Genomic DNA, 20307 nt, shown 5'->3' with positions numbered 1-20307 from the left:
CGGCCGACGCGTCGCCTCGAACGGCTACGCTGGTGCCACTGGACCGCCGCCCGGTCCGCGTGCCGGAACCCACGGAGAACGAACGCATGACGCCTCGCGTACTCGTCGTCGACGACGACACGGCCCTCGCCGAGATGATCGGCATCGTGCTGCGCACCGAGGGGTTCGACCCGGTGTTCTGCGCCGACGGCGGCGGTGCGGTCGCGGCGTTCCGCGACGCCAAGCCCGACCTCGTGCTCCTCGACCTCATGCTGCCGGGAATGGACGGCATCGAGGTGTGCGGTCGCATCCGGGCCGAGAGCGGCACGCCGATCATTATGCTGACGGCCAAGAGCGACACCGCCGACGTCGTCAAGGGCCTGGAGTCAGGCGCCGACGACTACATGGTCAAGCCCTTCAACCCGAAGGAGCTGGTGGCCCGCATCCGGACGAGGCTCCGCCCGGCGCCCGACACGGTCGTCGACACGATCTCGGTCGGCGACCTCGAGATCGACGCGGCCGGACACGAGGTCCGGCGCGGGGACGAGCGCATCAACCTCACGCCGCTCGAGTTCGACCTGCTGCTCACGCTCGCATCGAAGCCCCAGCAGGTCTTCACGCGCGAGATGCTGCTCGAGCAGGTGTGGGGCTACCACTACAAGGCCGACACGCGACTCGTGAACGTCCACGTGCAGCGCCTGCGCGCCAAGGTCGAGCACGACCCCGACAACCCGCGGATCGTGATGACCGTCCGCGGCGTGGGCTATCGCGCCGGCGCCACGACCTGAGGCGGGTCGCGCCATGTCCACCGCGGCAGGTCCGGCGCAGCGCGCCGCCGGATGGCTCCGCGAACGCATCCGGCGCTTCTCGACGCTGTGGCGCCGGTCGCTGCAGTTCCGCACCGTGCTCATCACGCTCGGGCTGTCGAGCCTGGCGATCCTGGTCATCGGCTTCACGATCTCGTTCACCGTCGCGTCGAACCTCTTCCAGGCCCAGGTCGAGGACGCGCTCGGAGCGTCGGCGACGGCAGCCGCAGCCGCCCAGGGCATCCTCGATTCATCGGACGCCGCCGACCGGGCGACCGTGCAGGCCGTCACCAACGACGCGATCGAGACGGTGATCGGGGTCTCCGGCAGCCCGGACATCGCGCTGTTCCGTGCGCCCGGAACGACGCCGGTCGCACTCGCGCCTCCGGACTTCCTCAGTCCGGACCTCGGCGGGAAGATCTCGCCCGAGCTCCGGGAGCGAGTCCAGGAGAACCCGGAGACCCAGTTCTGGCAGTCGGTCGAACTGGTCGGCGGCGACGACGAGCCGGTCCCGGGCATCGTGGTGGGCAGGGACCTGGTGATCCCCGGGGGCGCCGGGCGCTACGAGCTGTACATCGGCTACGACCTCGCGGACGCCGCGCAGACCCTCGCGTTCATGCAGCTCACCGGAGCGATCGGCGCGGTCGCGCTGATCGCGCTCCTCAGCGCGATCACGCTCATCGTCGTCCGTTGGGTGATCGAGCCCATCCAGGCCGTCTCGGCCACGAGCCGGCGACTGGCCGCGGGAGATCTCGGCGTCCGGCTGCCCGCCAAGGGAGAGGACGAGCTGGCGGCGCTCGCGGAGTCGTTCAACGGCATGGCGGACACCCTCCAGGCACGCATCCGCGACCTCGCGGAGCTGTCGGTCATGCAGCAGCGCTTCGTGAGCGACGTCTCGCATGAGCTCCGCACGCCGCTCACGACCATCCGGCTCGCCGGCGAGGTGCTGTACGGCCAGCGCGAGGACTTCCCGCCCGCGACCGCCCGGACCGCGGAGCTCCTCAAGACCCAGACGGAGCGGTTCGAGACGCTGCTCGCCGACCTGCTCGAGATCAGCCGGTACGACGCGGGCTCGGTCGAGCTCGAGACGGAGCCGACCAACCTCGTGAACCTCGCCGCCGAGTCCGTCGAGTCGATGCAGTCGCTCGCGCACGAGCGCGGCAGCGAGCTCCGCCTCGAGGCGCCCGGAGGGCACCTCGACGCGGAGGTCGACCCCCGTCGGATCCGACGCATCGTCCGCAACCTGATCGGCAACGCGATCGAGCACGGTGAGGGACGCCCCATCGTCGTCGCCGTCGACTCGAACGCGACCGCCGTGGCGCTCTCGGTCCGCGACTACGGACTCGGCATGTCCGACGAGGCTGCCCAGCGCGTGTTCGACCGGTTCTGGCGTGCGGATCCGAGTCGTCGACGCACCATCGGCGGAACCGGTCTCGGCCTTGCGATCTCGCTCGAGGACGCGGTCGCCCACGGCGGCACGCTCGACGTCTGGTCGCGGGAGGGCCGGGGCACGGTCTTCCGCCTCGTCCTTCCCCGAGTGCACGACGAGAGCGGCACCGTCGTCCCGCCGCTCCCGCTCGAACCGGCGGATCCCGATGCGCCCGGACCTGCAGGGGGCGGACCGCGGGTCGACGACGCGTCCGCGATCCAGGAGGTCAGCGATGTCTAGCCGCCCGGTCCGTGAGCGCCTGGCGCGGGCGGCGCTCGGCGCCGCGGCGCTCGTCGCGCTGCTCGCCGGGTGCGTGTCCATCCCCACGAGCGGGGTCGTGAACCAGGGCAAGCCCGAGGCCACCGAGCAGCCCGTCGACGTCGACGTGCTCCCGCGCGGACCGCGCGAGGACGCGACCCAGCAGCAGATCCTCGAGGGCTTCATCGACGCCGCCGCGAGTCCCAGCGGCAACTACGAGATCGCCCGCCAGTTCCTCACGCCGACGTTCGCGGACGAGTGGGAGTCGGGTGCCGCGGTGTCGGTCGACGTGCTCGCCGACCGCTCGTACACCCAGCTCGGCGACGACCTGATCCGGATGCGGGTCGTGCCGCAGGCGAGCCTCGCCGAGAACGGCCAGTACATCGCGGCCGGATCGACCGAGCCCGTGCAACTCGAGTACCGCTTCGAGCAGGTCGACGAGCAGTGGCGGATCTCGCTCGCGCCACCCGGCGTCCTCATCGACGAGACCAGCTTCAGGCTGGTCTACCGCGACTACAGCCTCGCGTTCTTCGACCCGGAGTTCCGGTACGTCGTCCCCGACGTGCGCTGGTTCGCCGGCCGCGACTCGCTCCAGACCAGCATCGTGCGGGCGCTGCTCGCGGGACCCGTCGAGTGGCTCGCACCGGGCGTGGCATCCGCCTTCCCGGAGGGCGTCCAGCTCGGGCAGTCCACCGTCCCCGTCACCGGCGGGACCGCGGAGGTCGACCTGACCGGCCCGGCGTTCGACAACCTGCGGACCATCCAGCTCATGCGATACCAGCTCGAGCAGAGCCTCGCGCCCGTCCGGAACGTCGACGACGTGTCCCTCACCCTGAACGGCGTGCCGCTGAGCGCCCCGGAGACGTCCGACCTGCCGGAGCGGACGCTGCGGGTGGATCCGCGTCCGGCCGTCTACGACGGCGAGGCCTTCGGCTACCTGTCGTCGGCGGGCGACCAGGTGACCCCGATCGAGGGCGTGTCCGAGCAGGTCGTGGCGCTCGGCCCGGTCGGCGCCGCGCTCGGGTCGGACGCGACGGCCGCGGCGGTGCTCGCGGCCGACGGCGTGCACTTCGTGCGATCCGGCGCCGACACCGTGCTCCTGGATCCCCGCGACGGACTCATCACGCCCGCGCTCGACGTCGACGGGACGGTGTGGTCGGTGCCACGCGACGCGCCCGACGAGCTCGCCTGGTTCGCGGAGGACGGGTCGAGCGCCCAGATCGGCGTGCCGTGGAACGCCGACCGCATCGTGTCGCTCCAGCTCTCACGAGACGGCACGCGCATGGCGGCGCTGCTCGTCGACGGCTCGCGCACGCGCCTCGTCGCCGCGTCGGTGGTCCGCGACGGGGCGGGCGTCCCGGTCGAGCTCGGGCCCGTGACGCTCGAGCTCGCCGTGTCCGGCGGCACGCCGCTGGACGTCGCCTGGCTGGACTCCCGCACGGTCGGGACGCTGACGCAGACCTCCGACTCCGAGACGCGACTGACGGTGCAGGAGCTCGGCACGCCCGCCGAGTCCCGTGACGGGCCGCCGCAGGGCATCCAGGTCGACGGTGCGAACAGCCTGCGCGACCTCAGGATCCTCACCTCGGACGGCGACCTCGCCACCGGCGCGGGGGTCGGCTGGCAGGTGCAGGCTCGCGAGCTGCGCTTCCTCGTGACGCAGCAGACCGGCTGAGGGCACGCGCTCCGGTCCTCCCCACGGGCGGCGGTCACCCCGGCCGGGGGTGGCGGTGCCCGCCGCGCGCCGGCGGCCGCCTGCGCACGCCATCCTTCATCCGTGACCCCCTCGCCCCACGGAACAGCGTGGTCGGGCGCGGCGCGAGCCGCCCTGCTCGACGCGCTCGCACTGCTCCTGCCCGTCGCGTGCGCCGCGTGCGCGGCACCCGATAGGGGACTCTGCGCCGGATGCCGCGCCGCGATCGTGCCGCGCCCGGTGCGGGTCGATCGCGCGGGTGCGGGCATCGCGACGTGGGCGGCGCTCGAGTACGCCGGCACGCCCGCGCGCGTCATCCGCGCCTTCAAGGAGGAGGGGCGAACGGACGTCGCTCGAGTCCTCGGCGGGGCGCTCCGAGGCGCGATCGGCGCTGCGGCGGTGGCGTTCGCCGACGGCGTCCCCCGCGAGATCGCCGTCGTCCCCTCCACCGCCCGCGCCCGGCGGGCCCGCGGGTACGACCCGGTCCGGATGCTCGTCAGCCGGGCGGGGTTCGCACCCTCCGACGTCCTCTGGGCCGGCGACCGCGTCGACCAGGCGGCGCTCGGCCGCGAGGCCCGGCGCGCCAACTCCGACGGGTCGTTCGCCGCGCCGCGCTCCCTCGTCGGACGGCGGTTCCTGCTCGTCGACGACATCGTGACGACGGGTTCGACGCTCGCCGATGCGGTTCGCGCGATCCGCGCGGCGGGGGGATCGGTGGACGCGATCTCGGTGCTCGCCCAGACCCGCCTGCGAATCGCCCGAGGAGATGCGGACGCGTGAACATCGACCCGTGACATCCGACACCTCGGGGGCTACGGTGTCAGGACAGGCGTGGTCGAACCACCCCTTCAGAACCGGGTGACACGCCGGTGGATGGAGGTTGACATGGAACTGAACATCGTCGGACGCAACCTGGAAGTGACCGATCGATTCCGCGCCTACGCGGCCGAGAAGGCCGAGAAAGTCTCCAGCCTGTCCGACCGAGCCATTTCGCTCGACATCAAGGTCAGCCGTCACAACGAGAAGAACGGCAACAACTCCGGCCTGGACCGGGTCGAGCTCACCCTCGTCGGCAAGGGCCCGGTGGTCCGAGCCGAAGCCGACGGGGCCGACAAGTACGCGGCGCTCGATGTCGCGCTCGGGAGGCTCCTCGAGCGCATCCGCCGTGCCAAGGACCGACGGAAGGTCCACCGAGGCGGCAGCCGCCGCCCGACCTCGCTCCGCGAGGCGACCGACGCGGGGTTCGCCGACATGGGCGTGCAGGCCGCTGACGTCGAGATCCTCGAGAAGGTCCGTACCGGCAACATCCCGGTCGTCGGCGAGGAGTCCGCGGCCGAGGAGGACGAGGACTACTCGCCCGTGGTGATCCGTCGCAAGGTCTTCGCGGCGACGCCCATGACCGTCGACGACGCGCTGTACCACATGGAGCTCGTCGGCCACGACTTCTACCTCTTCATCGACTCGGAGAACCATCGGCCGAGCGTCGTGTACCGCCGGAAGGGCTGGGACTACGGCGTGATCGGCCTCGACGAACACGCCCAGGCAGACCAGGCCGAGGCGGCCGCGGCCCTCGGGCTCGCGCGCACGAGCGCCTGACCCGGCTCCACCGACCCGCGACGGCCCCGCGCGGCACGCCTCCGGCGTGCGCTCGGGGCCGTCGCCCAGTCCACTGCCCAGTAGCATGGCTATGATGACCGTCGGCAAGGCGGAACCTCCGGCGTGCGCGGGTGCCCCACCCCGACGTCGCACGCCTGAACGACAACGGGAGAGCAGTTCGTGGCTTCGATTCTGGAAAAGGTCCTCCGCGTCGGCGAGGGTCGCACACTCAAGCGGCTCGAGAACTACGCCGCCGCGATCAACGCCCTCGAAGACGACTTCCGGGCGCTGAGCGACGAGGAGCTCAAGCACGAGACCGTCGAACTCCGCGAACGCTACGGCAACGGCGAGTCGCTCGACGACCTCCTGCCCGAGGCGTTCGCCGCGGTCCGCGAGGCGAGCCGCCGCACCCTGGGCCTGCGACACTTCGACGTGCAGCTCATGGGCGGCGCCGCACTCCACCTCGGCAACATCGCCGAGATGAAGACCGGCGAGGGCAAGACGCTCGTGGCGACGACCGCGGCCTACCTCAACGCGCTCACGAGTCGTGGCGTGCACATCGTCACGGTCAACGACTTCCTCGCGAGCTACCAGTCCGAGCTCATGGGTCGCGTCTTCCGCGCACTCGGCATGACGACCGGCTGCATCGTGGCCGGCCAGACCCCCGCGGTGCGCCGCGAGCAGTACGCGGCCGACATCACGTACGGCACGAACAACGAGTTCGGCTTCGACTACCTGCGCGACAACATGGCATGGCAGGCCGGCGACATGGTCCAGCGCGGTCACTACTTCGCGATCGTCGACGAGGTCGACTCGATCCTCATCGACGAGGCGCGGACGCCGCTCATCATCTCCGGTCCGGCATCGGGCGAGGCGAACCGCTGGTTCACCGAGTTCGCGAACCTCGCCAAGCGGCTCGTCTCGGGCGAGGACTACGAGGTCGACGAGAAGAAGCGCACGGTCGGCGTGCTCGAGCCGGGGATCGAGAAGGTCGAGGACTACCTCGGCATCGACAACCTGTACGAGTCCGCCAACACCCCGCTCATCTCGTTCCTGAACAACTCCATCAAGGCGAAGGCGCTGTTCAAGAAGGACAAGGACTACGTCGTGATGAACGGCGAGGTGCTCATCGTCGACGAGCACACCGGTCGCATCCTCGTGGGCCGACGCTACAACGAGGGCATCCACCAGGCGATCGAGGCCAAGGAGGGCGTGCAGGTCAAGGCCGAGAACCAGACCCTCGCGACCGTCACGCTGCAGAACTACTTCCGCCTCTACGACAAGCTCTCCGGAATGACCGGTACCGCCGAGACCGAGGCGGCCGAGTTCATGTCGACGTACAAGCTCGGCGTCGTGGCGATCCCGACGAACAAGCCGATGGTCCGCATCGACCAGCCCGACCTCGTCTACAAGAACGAGGAGGCCAAGTTCGCCCAGGTCGTCGAGGACATCGTCGAGCGGCACAAGAAGGGCCAGCCCGTCCTCGTCGGAACGACGAGCGTCGAGAAGAGCGAGTACCTCTCGCGCCTGCTCGCCAAGAAGGGCGTGCGGCACGAGGTCCTGAACGCCAAGAACCACGCGCGGGAGGCCGCGATCGTCGCGCAGGCGGGACGCTACGGCGCCGTCACCGTCGCGACGAACATGGCCGGACGCGGAACCGACATCATGCTGGGCGGCAACGCCGAGTTCATCGCCGTGCAGAAGATGCACGAGCGCGGCCTCAGCCCCGTCGACACGCCGGAGGAGTACGAGGCGGCGTGGGACGAGGTCTTCGAGAGGATCAAGTCCGAGACCTCGGGCGAGGCGGAGAAGGTCCTCGACGCGGGCGGGCTCTACGTGCTCGGAACCGAGCGCCACGAGTCGCGGCGCATCGACAACCAGCTGCGCGGCCGTTCCGGTCGTCAGGGCGACCCGGGCGAGAGCCGCTTCTACCTGTCGCTCACGGACGACCTCATGCGCCTCTTCAACGCGGGCGCGGCCGAGAGCCTCATGTCGCGGGGCGTCCCCGACGACGTCGCGATCGAGTCGAAGGTCGTCACGCGTGCCATCCGCTCCGCGCAGTCGCAGGTCGAGGCGCGCAACGCGGAGATCCGCAAGAACGTCCTGAAGTACGACGACGTCCTGAACCGCCAGCGTGAGGCGATCTACTCCGACCGCCGGCACATCCTCGAAGGCGACGACCTCCACGACCGCGTCCAGAGCTTCCTCGAGCAGGTCATCGACGAGGTCCTCGACGAGCACACCGCGGCGGGCAGCCCCGACGAGTGGGACTTCGACGCGCTGTGGGCGGAGCTCAAGACGCTCTACCCGATCGGCATCACGATCGACGAGGTCGTCGCAGAGGCCGGCGAGAAGGGTCGCGTCAACCGCGACTTCGTCCGGCGCGAGATCCTCTCCGACGCCAAGCTCGCGTACGAGCGCCGCGAGCAGCAGCTCGGCAGCCCCGCGATGCGCGAACTCGAGCGCCGCGTGGTCCTGTCGGTCATCGACCGTCGCTGGCGGGACCACCTCTACGAGATGGACTACCTCAAGGACGGAATCGGCCTCCGCGCGATGGCGCAGCGCGATCCGCTCGTGGAGTACCAGCGCGAGGGCTACGCGATGTTCCAGCAGATGATGGGCTCGATCCGCGAGGAGACCATCGGCTTCCTGTTCAACCTCGAGGTCGAGGTGGCGCCGCAGGCGGGCGTCGCAGGCCCGCGCATCGAGGCGAAGGGCCTCCAGCGGCCGACCGCTCCCGAGGAGAAGCTCAGCTACACGGCGCCGAGCGATTCGGGTGGAGTCGAGGTCCGCAACCAGCGCGGCCAGCTCCAGCAGGCGGCGACCCAGCGCGCCCGCCGCGCCGTGGCCCAGCAATCCGCGGAGCCGCAGCAGCCGCAGGCGCCCGCCGCGCGCGGGGCGTTCGGCCAACGGCAGGAGGGCGACGCGGGCCCGATGAACCGCCAGGAGCGGCGTGCCCACGAGCGCAAGGGGCGCTGACCCGCGAAGCGCGCACTGACGGCCCGGGGAGACCCGGGCCGTCGGCGTGTTCCGGGAGTCGGGACCACCGCGCGCGGAGGCGGCTCAGCCGGTCTCGCCCCGACCGTCGAGGAACGAGGTGTGCACCGACCCCAGGCCCTTGACCTCGACGATGCCCCGTTCGGTGACGCGGTAGGCGGGTCCGAGGCCCGCCGCGACGCGGTCGCTCAACTGGATCGCGCCCGGCGGCGCGGTCGACTGCATGCGACTCGCGGTGTTCACCGTCGAGCCGTACACGTCCCAGAGGAAGCGGGAGTCGCCGATGACGCCCGCGACCGCCGGTCCGACGTCGATCCCGATGCGCAGGCGGATGCCCGTGCGTCCGCCGATGGCGTGTGCGGCCGCGATCTCGCGGAGTCCGAGCGCGAGGTCGGCGAGCGCGGACAGGTCCACCGCTCCGGCGGGCCCCCCGCTGATCGCCAGGTAGGCGTCGCCGATCGTCTTGACCTTGGTCACGCCGAGCCGGGAGGCGAGCGCGTCGAACTCCCGGAGCACGTCGTTGAGGTCGTGCACCAGGTCGTCGGCGGACACGGACTCGGACAGGCTCGTGAAGTCGACGATGTCGGCGATGAGGACGCCGAGGCGTTCGTAGCGATCGGCGATCGGTCGCTCGCCTGCGATCAGCCGGTCGGCGATGGCGTCGGGGAGCACGTTGCGGAGCAGCCGGTCGGTGCGGTCGCGTTCGTCGGCCAGCGCGGCGGCGAGCCGGTCGCGCGAGTTCACGTAGGAGGCCATCGCGACGAACATGATGGTCGAGATCGAGACGATGTTCACCGCGAAGAAGACGGTGATCACGCTCGAGTCGAGCGGGGGCACCAGGTCGCGGAGCACCGGCTCCAGCGGAACGAGCGCCACCACGATCGCCGTGAACACGGCGAACACGGTCCAGGGTCGCGAAGCGCGGGTGAACGAGAGGGCGCCGATGGGCGCCGCGAGCGAGAAGAGGATGACGGCGCTGCTCTGCACGAATCCGCCGAGCGCCACGTGCACGAGCGGAGGCAGGAGCAGGAACATCACGAGCTGCGATGCGCGCAACCACCGATCCTCGTGCGTCCGACGGAGCACGAGGAGCCCGACGACCGTCATGAGCACGTAGAACGACGGGATCGAGGCCGCGACCGGGCGACCGATCGCGTAGTAGAACACCGCCCACGGCGTCACGACGAGTGCCGTGAACACCGCGGTGAACGTCAGGACCGACTTCTCCATGCGGCGATCGTCGTCGTCGTCGATCGAGAAGCCGGCGGATGCCACGGCCGCGACCAGGCGGGGGATGCGGCTCGCCGACGTCGAGCTGGGCTCCATCGCCTGAGCCTATTGGATCGGGTCGCCGCGCGGGTGGGGTCGACCCTGATCACAGCACGCTGATGACGCTCGCCCGCCAGCGCTGGTCGAGCCCCTCCAGCCGGATCGCGACCGCCCGGGACCTGGCGCGCTGGTGCACCATGACGACGGCCTCGACGATGCCGTCGGCCGGCTCGCTGAGGTGCACGCGCCCGACCGTGAATGCGGGGCGCTGCGGCACGAGGTCCTTCACGCGCCGCGCGCGCGCCGCGAGGACGACGCGCTTGGAGAGGTTGCGATAGACGTCATCGGTGACCCATCGTGCGAGCTGCTCGAGGTCGCGCGCGCCTGCGAGCACCTCGATCACGCAGTGCGTGAGGTTCCGCAGGACCGGTTCGGGGTCGGGCAGCTCGGCGCGCCCCGCGCGCTGCCGGGCGAAGTAGTCGTCGAGGTCGAGGCGGCGGGCACTCGTCCCGTGGATCGCGGCGCTGCGAGGCGCGCCGGTCTGGCGTGCGGTCATGACGGCTCCAGTAGGGCGGGGCGATCGGCGGGGGTCCGCCGCGACGTGCCCCCTCTTCGGGGGTGATCGGGTGGTCTAGATCGAACGGTAGGGGCGCCGGCGCACGGGTGTCAAGGGAAATGGTCGCCTGTGGACAACCGAGTCGACGTGCGACGAGCGGCGGTAGCGTCGGCGCATGCGGTGGGACCGGCTCTTCGACGACCTCGAGTCGCAGCTCGACCGGGAGCGCCTCGAGGAGACGCGGTCGCTCGCGATCGAGTCGGAGCGTGCGCGCATCGGCCGCCTGGGGCTGCGGGAGCGGATCGCCGCGATGTCGGGCGCCGACGACGGCGCGATCCGACTCGACCTCGTCGACGCGACGTCGATGCAGTTGCGGCCGACGGCATTCGGCCGGGACTGGATCGGCGGCGTTCCTGCCGGGCGCCCCGGGGCGCAGTGCGTCGTTCCGGTCGCCGCGATCGCCGCCGTGTCCGCCAGCCGTCGGCAGGTGGAGGAGAGCCTCGCCTCCCAGACGGCGTTGGGCGGGCTCATCGAGCGCATCGGGCTCGCCTTCGCGCTGCGCGACCTCGGTCGACGTCGCGCCGGCGTCGAGGTGCGAACCCTCGACGGCAGCGTGCACGGCACCATCGACCGCGTCGCAGCCGACCACCTCGACCTCGCGTTGCACGAGCCCGGCGTCCCACGCCGCGAGCGCGAGGTCCGCGGGTACCGCCTGGTGCCGTTCGAGCGGATCACCGTCGTCCTGGCGGCCGACGCGACGTGATCCTCCTCAGTCGACCGGGCGCAGGCCGCCCGGGCGGACTCCGGCGAACTCGATCACGTTGCCGAACTCGCCCTCGTTCCAGGCCACCTCGCGTCGGGTGGACTCGTAGCGCATCTCGATGAACACCTCGAGCTGCGAGCGCTCGACGCGCCACGGGCCGCGGTCGCCGATGCGGATGGCCGGCAGCTCGCCCGACAGCACGAGCTCGTGCACGGTCTCGACGTCGACCGCGAGCACCTCCGCCGTGTCGGCGATGGTGAGGAAGCGGCCGATCGGCTCTCCCGCAGCGTGGTGGACCATCACTCAAGTATCGGCGCGTGCCGCTCCGGCAGAGTGTCGTGTGGATAACTTCACGGCGTCCTCTCGGACTCCGGCGACGATGGGTGGCGGTCGCCGACCCGGCTGCGACCAGGGGAGGAGCACTCACAGATGGCGGAACGACCGACGCGGCCGGCCCGCGAGCGGAGGCGGGTGGATCTGCGGCTGCTCCTCGGGCTCGCGCTCGTCGCAGGGTCGACCATCGGCGTCTGGGCCGTGGTCGACTCGTTCGACGACACGACCCGGGTCCTCGTCGCACCCGTGACGGTGACGGCGGGCTCTCGCGTGACGTCGGCCGACCTCAGGGTCGAGCGGGTGCGACTCGGCGACCTCGCCGGCGGCTACCTCGTGCCGGGCGACGTCCCGGACGACGGGCTCGTCGTGACGCGGACGGTGCGGGCCGGGGAACTCGTGCCCGCGGCATCCGTCGCGGAGGTCGCCGGCGTCGGGACCGCGACGCTCGTCGTGCCGAGCCGCGGCCTGCTCGCGCGCGAGATCGAACCGGGGGCGGTCGTCGACGTCTGGGCCGCGGGCGAACTCGAGCGCGGAGTGTTCGAGCCGCCCGTCGTGCTCGTCGCCGGCGCCGAGGTCGCCGCCGTCCTGGAGGCCGACGGCATCGTCGCGGGCGACGGGCCGAGCGTGGAACTGCTGATCCCGCGTGCGAAGACGGCTGCACTGCTCGAGGCGCTCGCGTCGGGCGATGCGATCGACCTCGTTCCCGCCGTGGCTGCCGCGACCGGCGCACGCTGATGGCCCGGATCGCGCTCGCACTCGACCCCGCCGTCGAGGATCGCATCCTCGCCGACCTCGTGGAGGCCGGCCACACGATCGTGGCGCGGGTGGTCGGGCGGCGAGACGTGCTCGACTGCCTCGACGTTCTCGCGCCCGACGTCGTCGTGGTCGGCGCGGGTGCGGCGACGCTCGACGCCGAGCTCCTCGGCGCCTGCGACGCGCGGGGCGTCCGGCTCGTCGCGCTGGCGTCGTCGGACCGCGACCGGGCCGAGGCCGATCGCATCGGCCTGCACGAGGTGCTCGATGCCGATGCCGAGTTCGCGGCGCTCGAGGCGCTGCTCACGGGCGGACCGCCCGTCCCGTCCCGGCTCGGCGACGCGTCCACCGACGCCGACCCGTCGCACCGGGCCGATGCCGCGGGCATCGTCACCGTGTGGGGCCCGGCCGGAGCGCCCGGGCGGACGACGACGGCCGTCGGCCTCGCCTCCGAGCTCGCCGCCGCCGGGCACCTCGTGGCGCTCGTCGACGCCGACCCGTACGGCGGGGCGATCGCTCCCGCGCTGGGGCTGCTCGACGAGACGCCCGGGTTCGCCTCGGCGTGCCGGCTGGCCGGGTCCGGTGCGCTCGACCGGGTCGAGCTCGAGCGCATCGCGCAGCGCTACTCCGCTCCGAGGGCGTCATTCGACGTCTTCACGGGCCTGGTCGGCCCGAGCCGGTGGCCCGAGCTCTCGCAGGAACGCGTCGTCGAGGCGCTCCGGGTCATGCGGGCGCGCTTCGAGTTCGTCGTGGTCGACGTCGGCTTCAGCCTCGAGCGCGACGAGGAGCTGACGAGCGATCCGTTCGCGCCCCGACGCAACGCCGCGACCTTCGCCGCCCTCGCCGCGGCCGACCGGGTCGTGGCCGTCGGCCTCGCCGACCCCGTCGGCCTGTCCCGCCTCCTCCGTGGACACGCCGAGCTCGTCGAGCACGTCGATCCCGACCGGATCGACGTCGTCGTGAACCGCGTGCGCACCAGCGCGCTCGGCATCGACGCCCACGCGCAGGTGCGGCAGACCCTGCGCCGGTTCGCCGGGCTGGCCGACGCCGTCCTGCTGCCGCACGACGGTCGGGCCGCGGACGCCGCGATCCTCACCGCCCGCACGCTCCGCGACGCGGCGCCGCGGTCGCCGCTCCGCGCGGCGCTGCGCTCGTACGTCGACGAACGGCTGCTCCCGCAGCCCGTCCAGCGACGTTCCGGCCGGGGCGTGTTCGGCGCCGTGCGCCGGCGTGCGGCTGCGGCCTGAGGCATCCGCTCGGGTGGGTACGCTTGACCCGTGTCGACCCTCAGTGACCTCGTCCTCGCCCAGGGGCGCAGCAGCCAGGCCGACGTCGACTGGCTGCACATGCTCGTCGGCGACCTCCAGCTGCTCGCCGACCTCGCCTTCGCCGACATCGTGCTGTGGGTGCCGTCCGGCGACGACGGCTTCGTCGCCGTGGCCCACTCGCGCCCGTCGAGCGCCGCGACGCTGTTCTATCGCGACTTCGTCGGGCAGGGCATCCGGAGCGAGTGGCGGGACCTCGTCTCGGAGGCCTTCGCTGCCCGCCGGATCCAGGAGTCGTCCGCGCCGGACTGGTACGAGGAGATGCCCACGCGCGTGCGCGCGGTGCCCGTGATGCGTCGCCTGTCGGTGACGGGCACGGCGCTCGCGCCCGATCCGGTCGCCGTCATCACCCGGCACACCAACCTCGGCTCGACGCGGACACCCAGTCGGCAGGAGCTCACGTTCAACGACTGCGCGGACGAGTTGTTCCAGATGATCGCCTCGGGCGACTTCCCCGACCTCGGGGCGCCGACCGGACCCCGTCGCGGCGCACCCCGTGCCTCCGACGGCCTGATCCGGCTCGACGTGGACGGCGTGACGACGTTCGCGAGCCCCAACGCGCTCTCGGCGTTCAACCGCATGGGCTTCGACGACGAGCTCGAGGGGCAGTCCCTCGCAGAGGTCGCGACGCGCCTGCTCAGCGGCAAGCTCGACGTCGACGAATCGCTCCCGCTGGTGGTGACGGGGCGGGCGCCGTGGCGCACCGACGTCGAGTCCCGCGGCGTCACCGTGTCCCTGCGTGCCATCCCGATCCGGCGCCGCGGCGAGCGGACGGGCGCGATCGTGCTCACGCGCGACGTCACCGAGCTCCGCCACCAGGAGCAGGAGCTCATCACCAAGGACGCGACCATCCGCGAGATCCACCATCGCGTCAAGAACAACCTGCAGACGGTGGCGTCGCTCCTGCGGATCCAGGCACGCCGCACCCATTCCGACGAGGCCCGCGATGCGCTCACGCAGGCGATGCGCCGCGTCGGCGCGATCGCGGTCGTGCACGACACCCTCTCCGAGGGGCTCACGCAGAACGTGGACTTCGACGAGGTGTTCGACCGGGCGCTGCTGCTCGTCGCCGAGGTCGCGGCGGCGCACAACACGACGGCGCACCCGAAGAAGTCCGGGACGTTCGGCGTGCTGCCGAGCGAGTACGCGACGCCGCTCGCGCTCGCGCTCACCGAGCTCGTGACGAACGCCGTCGAGCACGGGTTGGCCGGTCAGGAGGGCGACGTGGAGGTCATCGCGAACCGTTCGGAGACGCAGCTCATCGTCCAGGTGCGCGACAGCGGGTCGGGCCTGCCCGAGGGCAAGGTCGGCGAGGGCCTCGGCACGCAGATCGTGCGCACCCTCATCCAGGGCGAGCTCGGCGGGACGATCGACTGGCACACGGTCGTCGGCAGCGGCACCGAGGTGACCATCGAGGTCCCGCTGCGCTGGATCACCAAGCCCTGACCGCGGACATGCGAACGGCACCCGCGCGATCGCGGGTGCCGTCCGGTCCGGGTGCTGCGGGGAGCTGCGCGACCCTCGGGGGATCGGCTCCGTCGGGGACGACCTCGGGTCGTCGGAGCCCGGGTGCGCGGTGCGCGCCGGGTCTCAGCCGGCGCGACGGGCGCGAGCCGCGCGGCGCTTCAGGGCGCGGCGCTCATCCTCGCTGAGACCTCCCCAGACGCCCGAGTCCTGACCGGTCTCGAGGGCGTACTGCAGGCAGATCTCGGTGACGGTGCATCGGGCGCAGACCGCCTTGGCCTTCTCGATCTGGTCGACAGCCGGACCGGTGTTGCCGACGGGGAAGAAGAGTTCCGGGTCGGCCGTCAGGCAGGCGGCTTTGTCGCGCCAATCCATGTAGATGCTCCTTGTTTCATCGGTTCGCAGCGGACGCACGCGTGCGCAGCCGGGAACCGGCGGTGCTGCAGGGGGAAAGCCGAATCTCGGGAAGTAGGATCGTGGGAAGCGATCGGCTCACGTCCCTGTGAGCATCAATTCGGCCTCATAAATGGTCGCATAGCGTGGGAAGCGAATCAAGAGTGCTCTTCGGGAGATGCCTGTGAATGCGAGCGGCGTGCGCGCCGCCTTCGTGACCGTCGTCGCGCTGCTCTTCGCCGAGGCCGGAGCGCTCCTCGCGGTCCTCGTGTGGCTGGTGGTCGACCTGCTCGTACTGGAGCCGTCCTCGTTCGCGACGGCCGTCGCGCTCGTGGTGGTCGTCGCGATCGCCGCCGCCTGGGTGAGCGCGATCGCCGTGGCATCCGTGCGCAGGGCCCCGTGGTCGCGCGCGGCCGCGATCGTGTGGCAGGTGCTCCAGCTCTCGATCGCCGTCGGCGCGTTCCAGGGCCTCTTCGCGCGACCCGACGTGGGCTGGGTGCTGCTCGTTCCGGCGATCACCGTGATCGGCCTGCTGCTCTGGCCGCCCGTGCGCGACCTGTACGCACGGCCCGAGGACGCGGCGGTCCGCTGAGCCGGACGACGCGCGCATGCGGAGACGCCGCCGACGGGCGGCCGTCGCAGCGTGCGACGGCCGCCCGTGCGGGCGCGGGAGGCGTCGGGCTCAGCCGTCCAGGCCGAGCTCCTTGCGGATCCGGGCGACGTGCCCCGTCGCCTTGACGTTGTACATCGGCTTGGCGACCCGGCCCTCCTCGTCGATGAGGAACGTCGAGCGGATCGAGCCCGTCACGGTCTTGCCGTAGAGCTGCTTCTCGCCCCAGGCGCCGTACGCCTGCTGCACCGCGAGGTCGGTGTCCGAGAGCAGCGGGAAGTTCAGGCCGTCGCGCTCGGCGAATTCCTTGAGCTTCGCGACGTCGTCCTTCGAGACGCCGACGACGCGCACTCCGGCGCCGGCGAACGAGTTGAGGCTGTCGCGGAAGTCGCACGCCTCGGTCGTGCAGCCGGGCGTCATGGCTGCGGGGTAGAAGTAGAGCACGACCCGCTGCCCGCGGAGCGAGGAGAGGGTCACGGGCGAGCCGTCCTGGTCGGGGAGCGTGAAGTCGGGCGCGAGGTCGCCTGCGGCGAGTCGAACGTCGGTCATGCCCTCAATCGTAGGCAGGGCGACGGATGCCGCGTGCCGCTCGGGCCGCGGCCGCCGGGCATCCGCCCCGCGCGCCCGGCGGACGCCTGCGTCAGGCGAAGGTCGCGAGCAGGCGCTGGAGCGAGTCGAGTCGCACGCGCCCGGTCTCGCCGAGCTCACCGGCCCGGACGGCCTCGATGATCGCGCAGTCGGGGGAGTCGGGGAGGTGCGTGCACCCGCGCGGGCAGTCCTCCGCGATGCGGGCCAGGTCGGCGAACGCGCCGAGGATGTTGGCGGGGTCGACGTGTCCGAGGCCGAACGAGCGGACGCCGGGCGTGTCGATGACCCACCCCGTGCGGCCGTCGTGGTCGAGGCGGAGCGACACCGTCGACGAGGACGTGTGCCGGCCGCGACCCGTCACGACGTTCACGCGCCCGGTTGCGCGATTGGCGTCGGGCACGAGCGCGTTCACGAGGGTCGACTTGCCGACGCCCGAGTGGCCGACGAACACCGTGCGGTGTCCGACGAGGCGCTCGGAGATCGTCTCGAGCGGCATGGCGTCGGTGCGGCTGAGGAAGACGGGGAGATCCAGCCCGGCGAAGTTCGCGAGGAAGGGTCCCGGGTCCGCGAGATCGGTCTTCGTCACGCACACGAGCGGGGCGATGCCCGCGTCGTATGCGGCGACGAGGTAGCGGTCGACGAGCCGGACGCGCGGCTCGGGGTTCGCCGCGGCGATGACGATGAGCATCTGGTCGGCGTTCGCGACGATGACCCGCTCGACGGCATCGGTGTCGTCGGCGCTGCGCCTGAGGAGGGTCGTGCGCTCCTGGATGCGGACGATCCGGGCGAGCGTGCCCTCGTCGCCCGACGTGTCGCCGACGAGGTCGACGCGGTCGCCGGTCACCACCGACTTGCGCCTGAGCTCGCTCGCCCTCGCCGCGGTGATCTCGCGCTCGTCGTCGGTCCCCTCGTCGACGAGGAGGGAGTAGCGACCCCGGTCGACGCCGAGCACGAATCCCGTCTCGGCGTCGGCGTGCTCCGGGCGCACCTTGGTGCGGGGGCGGCTTCCGCGGCGGTTCGGGCGGACCCGGACGTCGGCCTCGTCGTACTCCTCGTACTCCTCGTCCTCGTCGTCCGTGTCCCACCAGCTCATCCGAGCATCCGCCCCCAGAGTTCGGTGAACTGGGGGAGCGTCTTCGAGGTCGACCCGATGTCGTCGACGACGACGCCGTCGATCGCGAGCCCCACGATCGCGCCGGTGGTCGCCATGCGATGGTCCTCGTACGCCTTCCATTCGCCGCCGTGCAGCGGCGCCGGCTCGATGCGCAGGCCGTCCTCGAGTTCGGTGACCCGCCCGCCGAGGCCGTTCAGCTCGGCCGCGAGTCCGGCGAGGCGGTCGGTCTCGTGGTGGCGGATGTGGCCGATGCCCGTGATCGTGCTCGGTCCGTCGGCGAAGGCCGCGAGCGCCACGAGGTTCGGGACGAGCTCACCCGCCTCGGACAGGTCGAGGTCGACGCCGCGGATGCCGCGGCCGCCGCCGCTGGCCGCCGGCGCGTGCACGGTCAGGCGGTCGCCCGCCCGTTCGACGCGCGCGCCGAAGCGGGGCAGCAGGTCGGCGAGCTGCGCGCCGACCTGGGTCGTCTCGTCGGGCCAGCCGGTGATGGTCACCGATCCGCCCGCGACCAGCGCGGCGACGAGGAACGGCGCGGCGTTCGAGAGGTCGGGCTCGATGTCGACGTCGCGGGCTGCGATCGGCCCGGGTGCCACGCGCCAGCGGCCGACCGCGGGCTGATCGACCTCGACACCGCGACGCACGAGGGTGTCGATCGTCATCTCGATGTGCGGCAGGCTCGGCAGCCGCTCGCCCGCGTGCTCGAGGTCGAGGCCGCGCTCGAACCTCGCGGCCGACAGCAGCAGTCCGGAGACGAACTGGCTCGACGCCGACGCGTCGATCGTGAGCTCGCCGCCCTCGACCCGGCCGGTGCCGTGCACCGTGAACGGCAGCGCCCAGCGGCCGTCGTCGTCGAGGTCGACGCCGATGCCGCGCAGGCCCTCGATGACGCCCCGCATCGGGCGACGATATGCCGCCGCGTCGCCGTCGAAGGTCGTCGGCCCGAGCGCCAGGGCCGCCACGGGCGGCAGGAACCGCATGACCGTCCCCGCGAGGCCGCAGTCGATCGTGGTCGAGCCGAACAGCTCGTCGGCGGGCGTCACGCGAAGGTCGTCGCCGAACCCGCCGGCGCCCGGCATCCGCTCGAACCCGACGCCGAGGGCTCGCAGGCCCTCGACCATGAGCTCGCTGTCGCGCGACCAGAGCGGGGCGCGGAGCGTGGAGGGCCCGTCGGCGAGGGCCGCGAGGACCAGTTCGCGGTTCGTGAGCGACTTCGATCCGGGAAGCGAGAGCGTGGCCGAGAGCGGGGCGGATGCCACGGGCGCGCGCCACCCGTCATCCGTCTCGGTCTGGCGGTTGTCGCCGTACGGATCGAACTCCGGCGCGGAATACCTCGATATCTGCATCGGTTACCAACAGTAGCGTCCGGTGAGCAGGAAGGAGTCGGTGCGTGTCACTCGCGGTACTCGATCGCCCAGTCGCCTCGGAGACCCACGATCTAGGATGGCCCCTGATGAGCGCCGACGACACTGCGACCCCGGCCGAGGCGACCCGGCCCGACGATGAGACGCGCGATCTCGGCGCGCTGTTCGAGGAGCAGGCGCTGCCGTTCATCGACCAGCTGTACGCGGCCGCCCTGCGCATGACGAAGAACCCCGCCGACGCGCAGGACCTCGTCCAGGAGACGTTCGTGAAGGCGTACGCCGCCTTCGCCTCCTTCAAGCAGGGCACGAACCTGAAGGCGTGGCTGTACCGGATCCTCACCAACACGTTCATCAACACGTACCGGAAGAAGCAGCGCGAGCCCTACCAGGGCACGATCGACGACCTCGAGGACTGGCAGCTCGGCGGCGCCGAGTCGACCACCGCGGCGACGAGCCGATCGGCGGAGGCGGAGGCGATCGACCACCTGCCCGACTCCGCCGTGAAGGACGCCCTGCAGGCGCTCCCCGAGGATTTCCGGCTGGCCGTCTACTTCGCCGACGTCGAGGGGTTCTCCTACCAGGAGATCGCCGACATGATGAACACCCCGATCGGGACCGTGATGAGCCGCCTGCACCGTGGCAGGCGGATGCTCCGCGAGTCCCTCGCCGACTACGCCAGCGAGCGCGGATTCGCCGCGACGCAGCCGGCGGCCCGATCCACCAGGAGCGCGAGATGACCGACTGCGGCTGCGACAAGGCGAAGGCCGAGCTCGAGGAGTACCTGCACAACGAGCTGTGCAGCGAGGATGCCGCCGACATCCGCGAGCACGTGGCGAACTGCGAGGACTGCCGGAGCGAGTTGCGCGTCGGCGTCGCGATCACCGAGGTCGTGCAGCGGGCGTGCCGCGAGAGCGCGCCCGAGGAACTCCGTGCGGTCGTGCTGACGCGCATCCGCGCGGTCCAGTCCGGACACGACGTCCTGGCCGACTGAGTCGGCGCGCCCGGCCGTGCCGGGTTCCG

At 71.8% G+C, this 20307-nt stretch carries 20 protein-coding genes; 13 read left to right on the top strand and 7 right to left on the bottom strand.

Translation table 11 applies throughout. The annotated features are described in order from the left end of the window. Positions 1 to 86 precede the first annotated feature (86 nt). The 6 genes from mtrA to secA all read left to right on the top strand — a co-directional run bounded on the left by mtrA (position 87) and on the right by secA (position 8740). Positions 87 to 767, top strand: coding sequence for an MtrAB system response regulator MtrA (gene mtrA / locus GJR97_RS03915; protein WP_154345176.1), 681 nt, complete (start codon positions 87 to 89; stop codon positions 765 to 767). A gap of 13 nt (positions 768 to 780) precedes the next feature. Further along, on the top strand, positions 781 to 2454 hold the full coding sequence (gene mtrB, locus GJR97_RS03910) for an MtrAB system histidine kinase MtrB (protein ID WP_154345175.1): 1674 nt from the start codon (positions 781 to 783) through the stop codon (positions 2452 to 2454). Continuing rightward, the gene (locus tag GJR97_RS03905) at positions 2447 to 4147 is read left to right on the top strand and encodes an LpqB family beta-propeller domain-containing protein (protein ID WP_154345174.1); all 1701 of its coding nucleotides are present in this window, start codon (positions 2447 to 2449) and stop codon (positions 4145 to 4147) included. The genes mtrB and GJR97_RS03905 overlap by 8 nt, the downstream gene beginning before the upstream one ends. Positions 4148 to 4249: 102 nt before the next feature. Further along, positions 4250 to 4945, top strand: a complete 696-nt coding sequence (locus GJR97_RS03900; protein WP_324613120.1) for a ComF family protein — start codon at positions 4250 to 4252, stop codon at positions 4943 to 4945. A gap of 105 nt (positions 4946 to 5050) precedes the next feature. Further along, entirely contained in the window at positions 5051 to 5761 is a 711-nt protein-coding gene (gene hpf / locus GJR97_RS03895; RefSeq protein ID WP_154345173.1) for a ribosome hibernation-promoting factor, HPF/YfiA family, read from the top strand. 180 nt (positions 5762 to 5941) lie between these two features. Continuing rightward, positions 5942 to 8740: a preprotein translocase subunit SecA gene (secA, locus tag GJR97_RS03890; RefSeq protein WP_324613119.1), complete on the top strand. Its 2799-nt coding sequence runs from the start codon at positions 5942 to 5944 to the stop codon at positions 8738 to 8740. Positions 8741 to 8824: 84 nt separating this feature from the next. Here the strand turns inward: secA and GJR97_RS03885 are convergent, their stop codons facing one another. After that, positions 8825 to 10084, bottom strand: a complete 1260-nt coding sequence (locus tag GJR97_RS03885; RefSeq protein ID WP_154345172.1) for an adenylate/guanylate cyclase domain-containing protein — start codon at positions 10082 to 10084, stop codon at positions 8825 to 8827. Positions 10085 to 10133: 49 nt separating this feature from the next. Then, on the bottom strand, positions 10134 to 10583 hold the full coding sequence (locus tag GJR97_RS03880) for an Rv3235 family protein (RefSeq protein ID WP_154345171.1): 450 nt from the start codon (positions 10581 to 10583) through the stop codon (positions 10134 to 10136). A 175-nt stretch (positions 10584 to 10758) separates the two neighbouring features. On the opposite strand from GJR97_RS03880, the gene GJR97_RS03875 reads away from it, so the two are divergent. Next, entirely contained in the window at positions 10759 to 11346 is a 588-nt protein-coding gene (locus GJR97_RS03875; protein ID WP_154345170.1) for a hypothetical protein, read from the top strand. Between the two features lie 6 nt (positions 11347 to 11352). Here GJR97_RS03875 and GJR97_RS03870 read toward each other — a convergent pair whose 3' ends face one another. Further along, positions 11353 to 11646, bottom strand: a complete 294-nt coding sequence (locus tag GJR97_RS03870; protein ID WP_154345169.1) for a helix-turn-helix domain-containing protein — start codon at positions 11644 to 11646, stop codon at positions 11353 to 11355. A gap of 129 nt (positions 11647 to 11775) precedes the next feature. Here GJR97_RS03870 and GJR97_RS03865 point away from each other — a divergent pair, with 129 nt between their 5' ends. Genes GJR97_RS03865 through GJR97_RS03855 form a run of 3 tightly spaced genes read left to right on the top strand, consistent with a single transcriptional unit; the run spans position 11776 to position 15203 of the window. Continuing rightward, positions 11776 to 12414, top strand: coding sequence for a hypothetical protein (locus GJR97_RS03865; RefSeq protein ID WP_154345168.1), 639 nt, complete (start codon positions 11776 to 11778; stop codon positions 12412 to 12414). Further along, a complete protein-coding gene (locus GJR97_RS03860) occupies positions 12414 to 13679 on the top strand; it encodes an AAA family ATPase (protein WP_154345167.1) in 1266 nt (421 codons plus the stop codon). Before GJR97_RS03865 ends, GJR97_RS03860 begins: the two co-directional genes overlap by 1 nt. 30 nt (positions 13680 to 13709) lie before the next feature. Then, positions 13710 to 15203, top strand: coding sequence for a sensor histidine kinase (locus GJR97_RS03855; protein ID WP_324613118.1), 1494 nt, complete (start codon positions 13710 to 13712; stop codon positions 15201 to 15203). Positions 15204 to 15347: 144 nt separating this feature from the next. On the opposite strand, the gene GJR97_RS03850 is transcribed toward GJR97_RS03855, so the two are convergent. Then, positions 15348 to 15596, bottom strand: coding sequence for a WhiB family transcriptional regulator (locus GJR97_RS03850; RefSeq protein ID WP_055859573.1), 249 nt, complete (start codon positions 15594 to 15596; stop codon positions 15348 to 15350). Between the two features lie 196 nt (positions 15597 to 15792). Between GJR97_RS03850 and GJR97_RS03845 the strand changes: the two genes are divergently transcribed. Then, on the top strand, positions 15793 to 16206 hold the full coding sequence (locus GJR97_RS03845) for a hypothetical protein (protein WP_154345166.1): 414 nt from the start codon (positions 15793 to 15795) through the stop codon (positions 16204 to 16206). 90 nt (positions 16207 to 16296) lie between these two features. Here the strand turns inward: GJR97_RS03845 and bcp are convergent, their stop codons facing one another. From bcp to aroA, 3 genes are all read right to left on the bottom strand, one after another. Beyond that, a complete protein-coding gene (gene bcp, locus GJR97_RS03840) occupies positions 16297 to 16773 on the bottom strand; it encodes a thioredoxin-dependent thiol peroxidase (RefSeq protein WP_154345165.1) in 477 nt (158 codons plus the stop codon). 91 nt (positions 16774 to 16864) lie between these two features. Beyond that, on the bottom strand, positions 16865 to 17905 hold the full coding sequence (rsgA, locus tag GJR97_RS03835; protein WP_154345164.1) for a ribosome small subunit-dependent GTPase A: 1041 nt from the start codon (positions 17903 to 17905) through the stop codon (positions 16865 to 16867). Then, on the bottom strand, positions 17902 to 19269 hold the full coding sequence (gene aroA / locus GJR97_RS03830) for a 3-phosphoshikimate 1-carboxyvinyltransferase (RefSeq protein WP_154345163.1): 1368 nt from the start codon (positions 19267 to 19269) through the stop codon (positions 17902 to 17904). Before aroA ends, rsgA begins: the two co-directional genes overlap by 4 nt. A gap of 107 nt (positions 19270 to 19376) precedes the next feature. On the opposite strand from aroA, the gene GJR97_RS03825 reads away from it, so the two are divergent. Then, positions 19377 to 20024: a sigma-70 family RNA polymerase sigma factor gene (locus tag GJR97_RS03825; RefSeq protein WP_154345162.1), complete on the top strand. Its 648-nt coding sequence runs from the start codon at positions 19377 to 19379 to the stop codon at positions 20022 to 20024. Continuing rightward, entirely contained in the window at positions 20021 to 20278 is a 258-nt protein-coding gene (locus GJR97_RS03820) for a zf-HC2 domain-containing protein (protein ID WP_154345161.1), read from the top strand. The genes GJR97_RS03825 and GJR97_RS03820 overlap by 4 nt, the downstream gene beginning before the upstream one ends. Positions 20279 to 20307: the final 29 nt, after the last annotated feature.

The organism is Agromyces kandeliae (genome assembly GCF_009674665.1).
Taxonomy (GTDB): domain Bacteria; phylum Actinomycetota; class Actinomycetes; order Actinomycetales; family Microbacteriaceae; genus Agromyces; species Agromyces kandeliae.
Note: the sequence above shows the minus strand (reverse complement) of the source record. Positions and strands in the feature narration are given on the sequence as shown.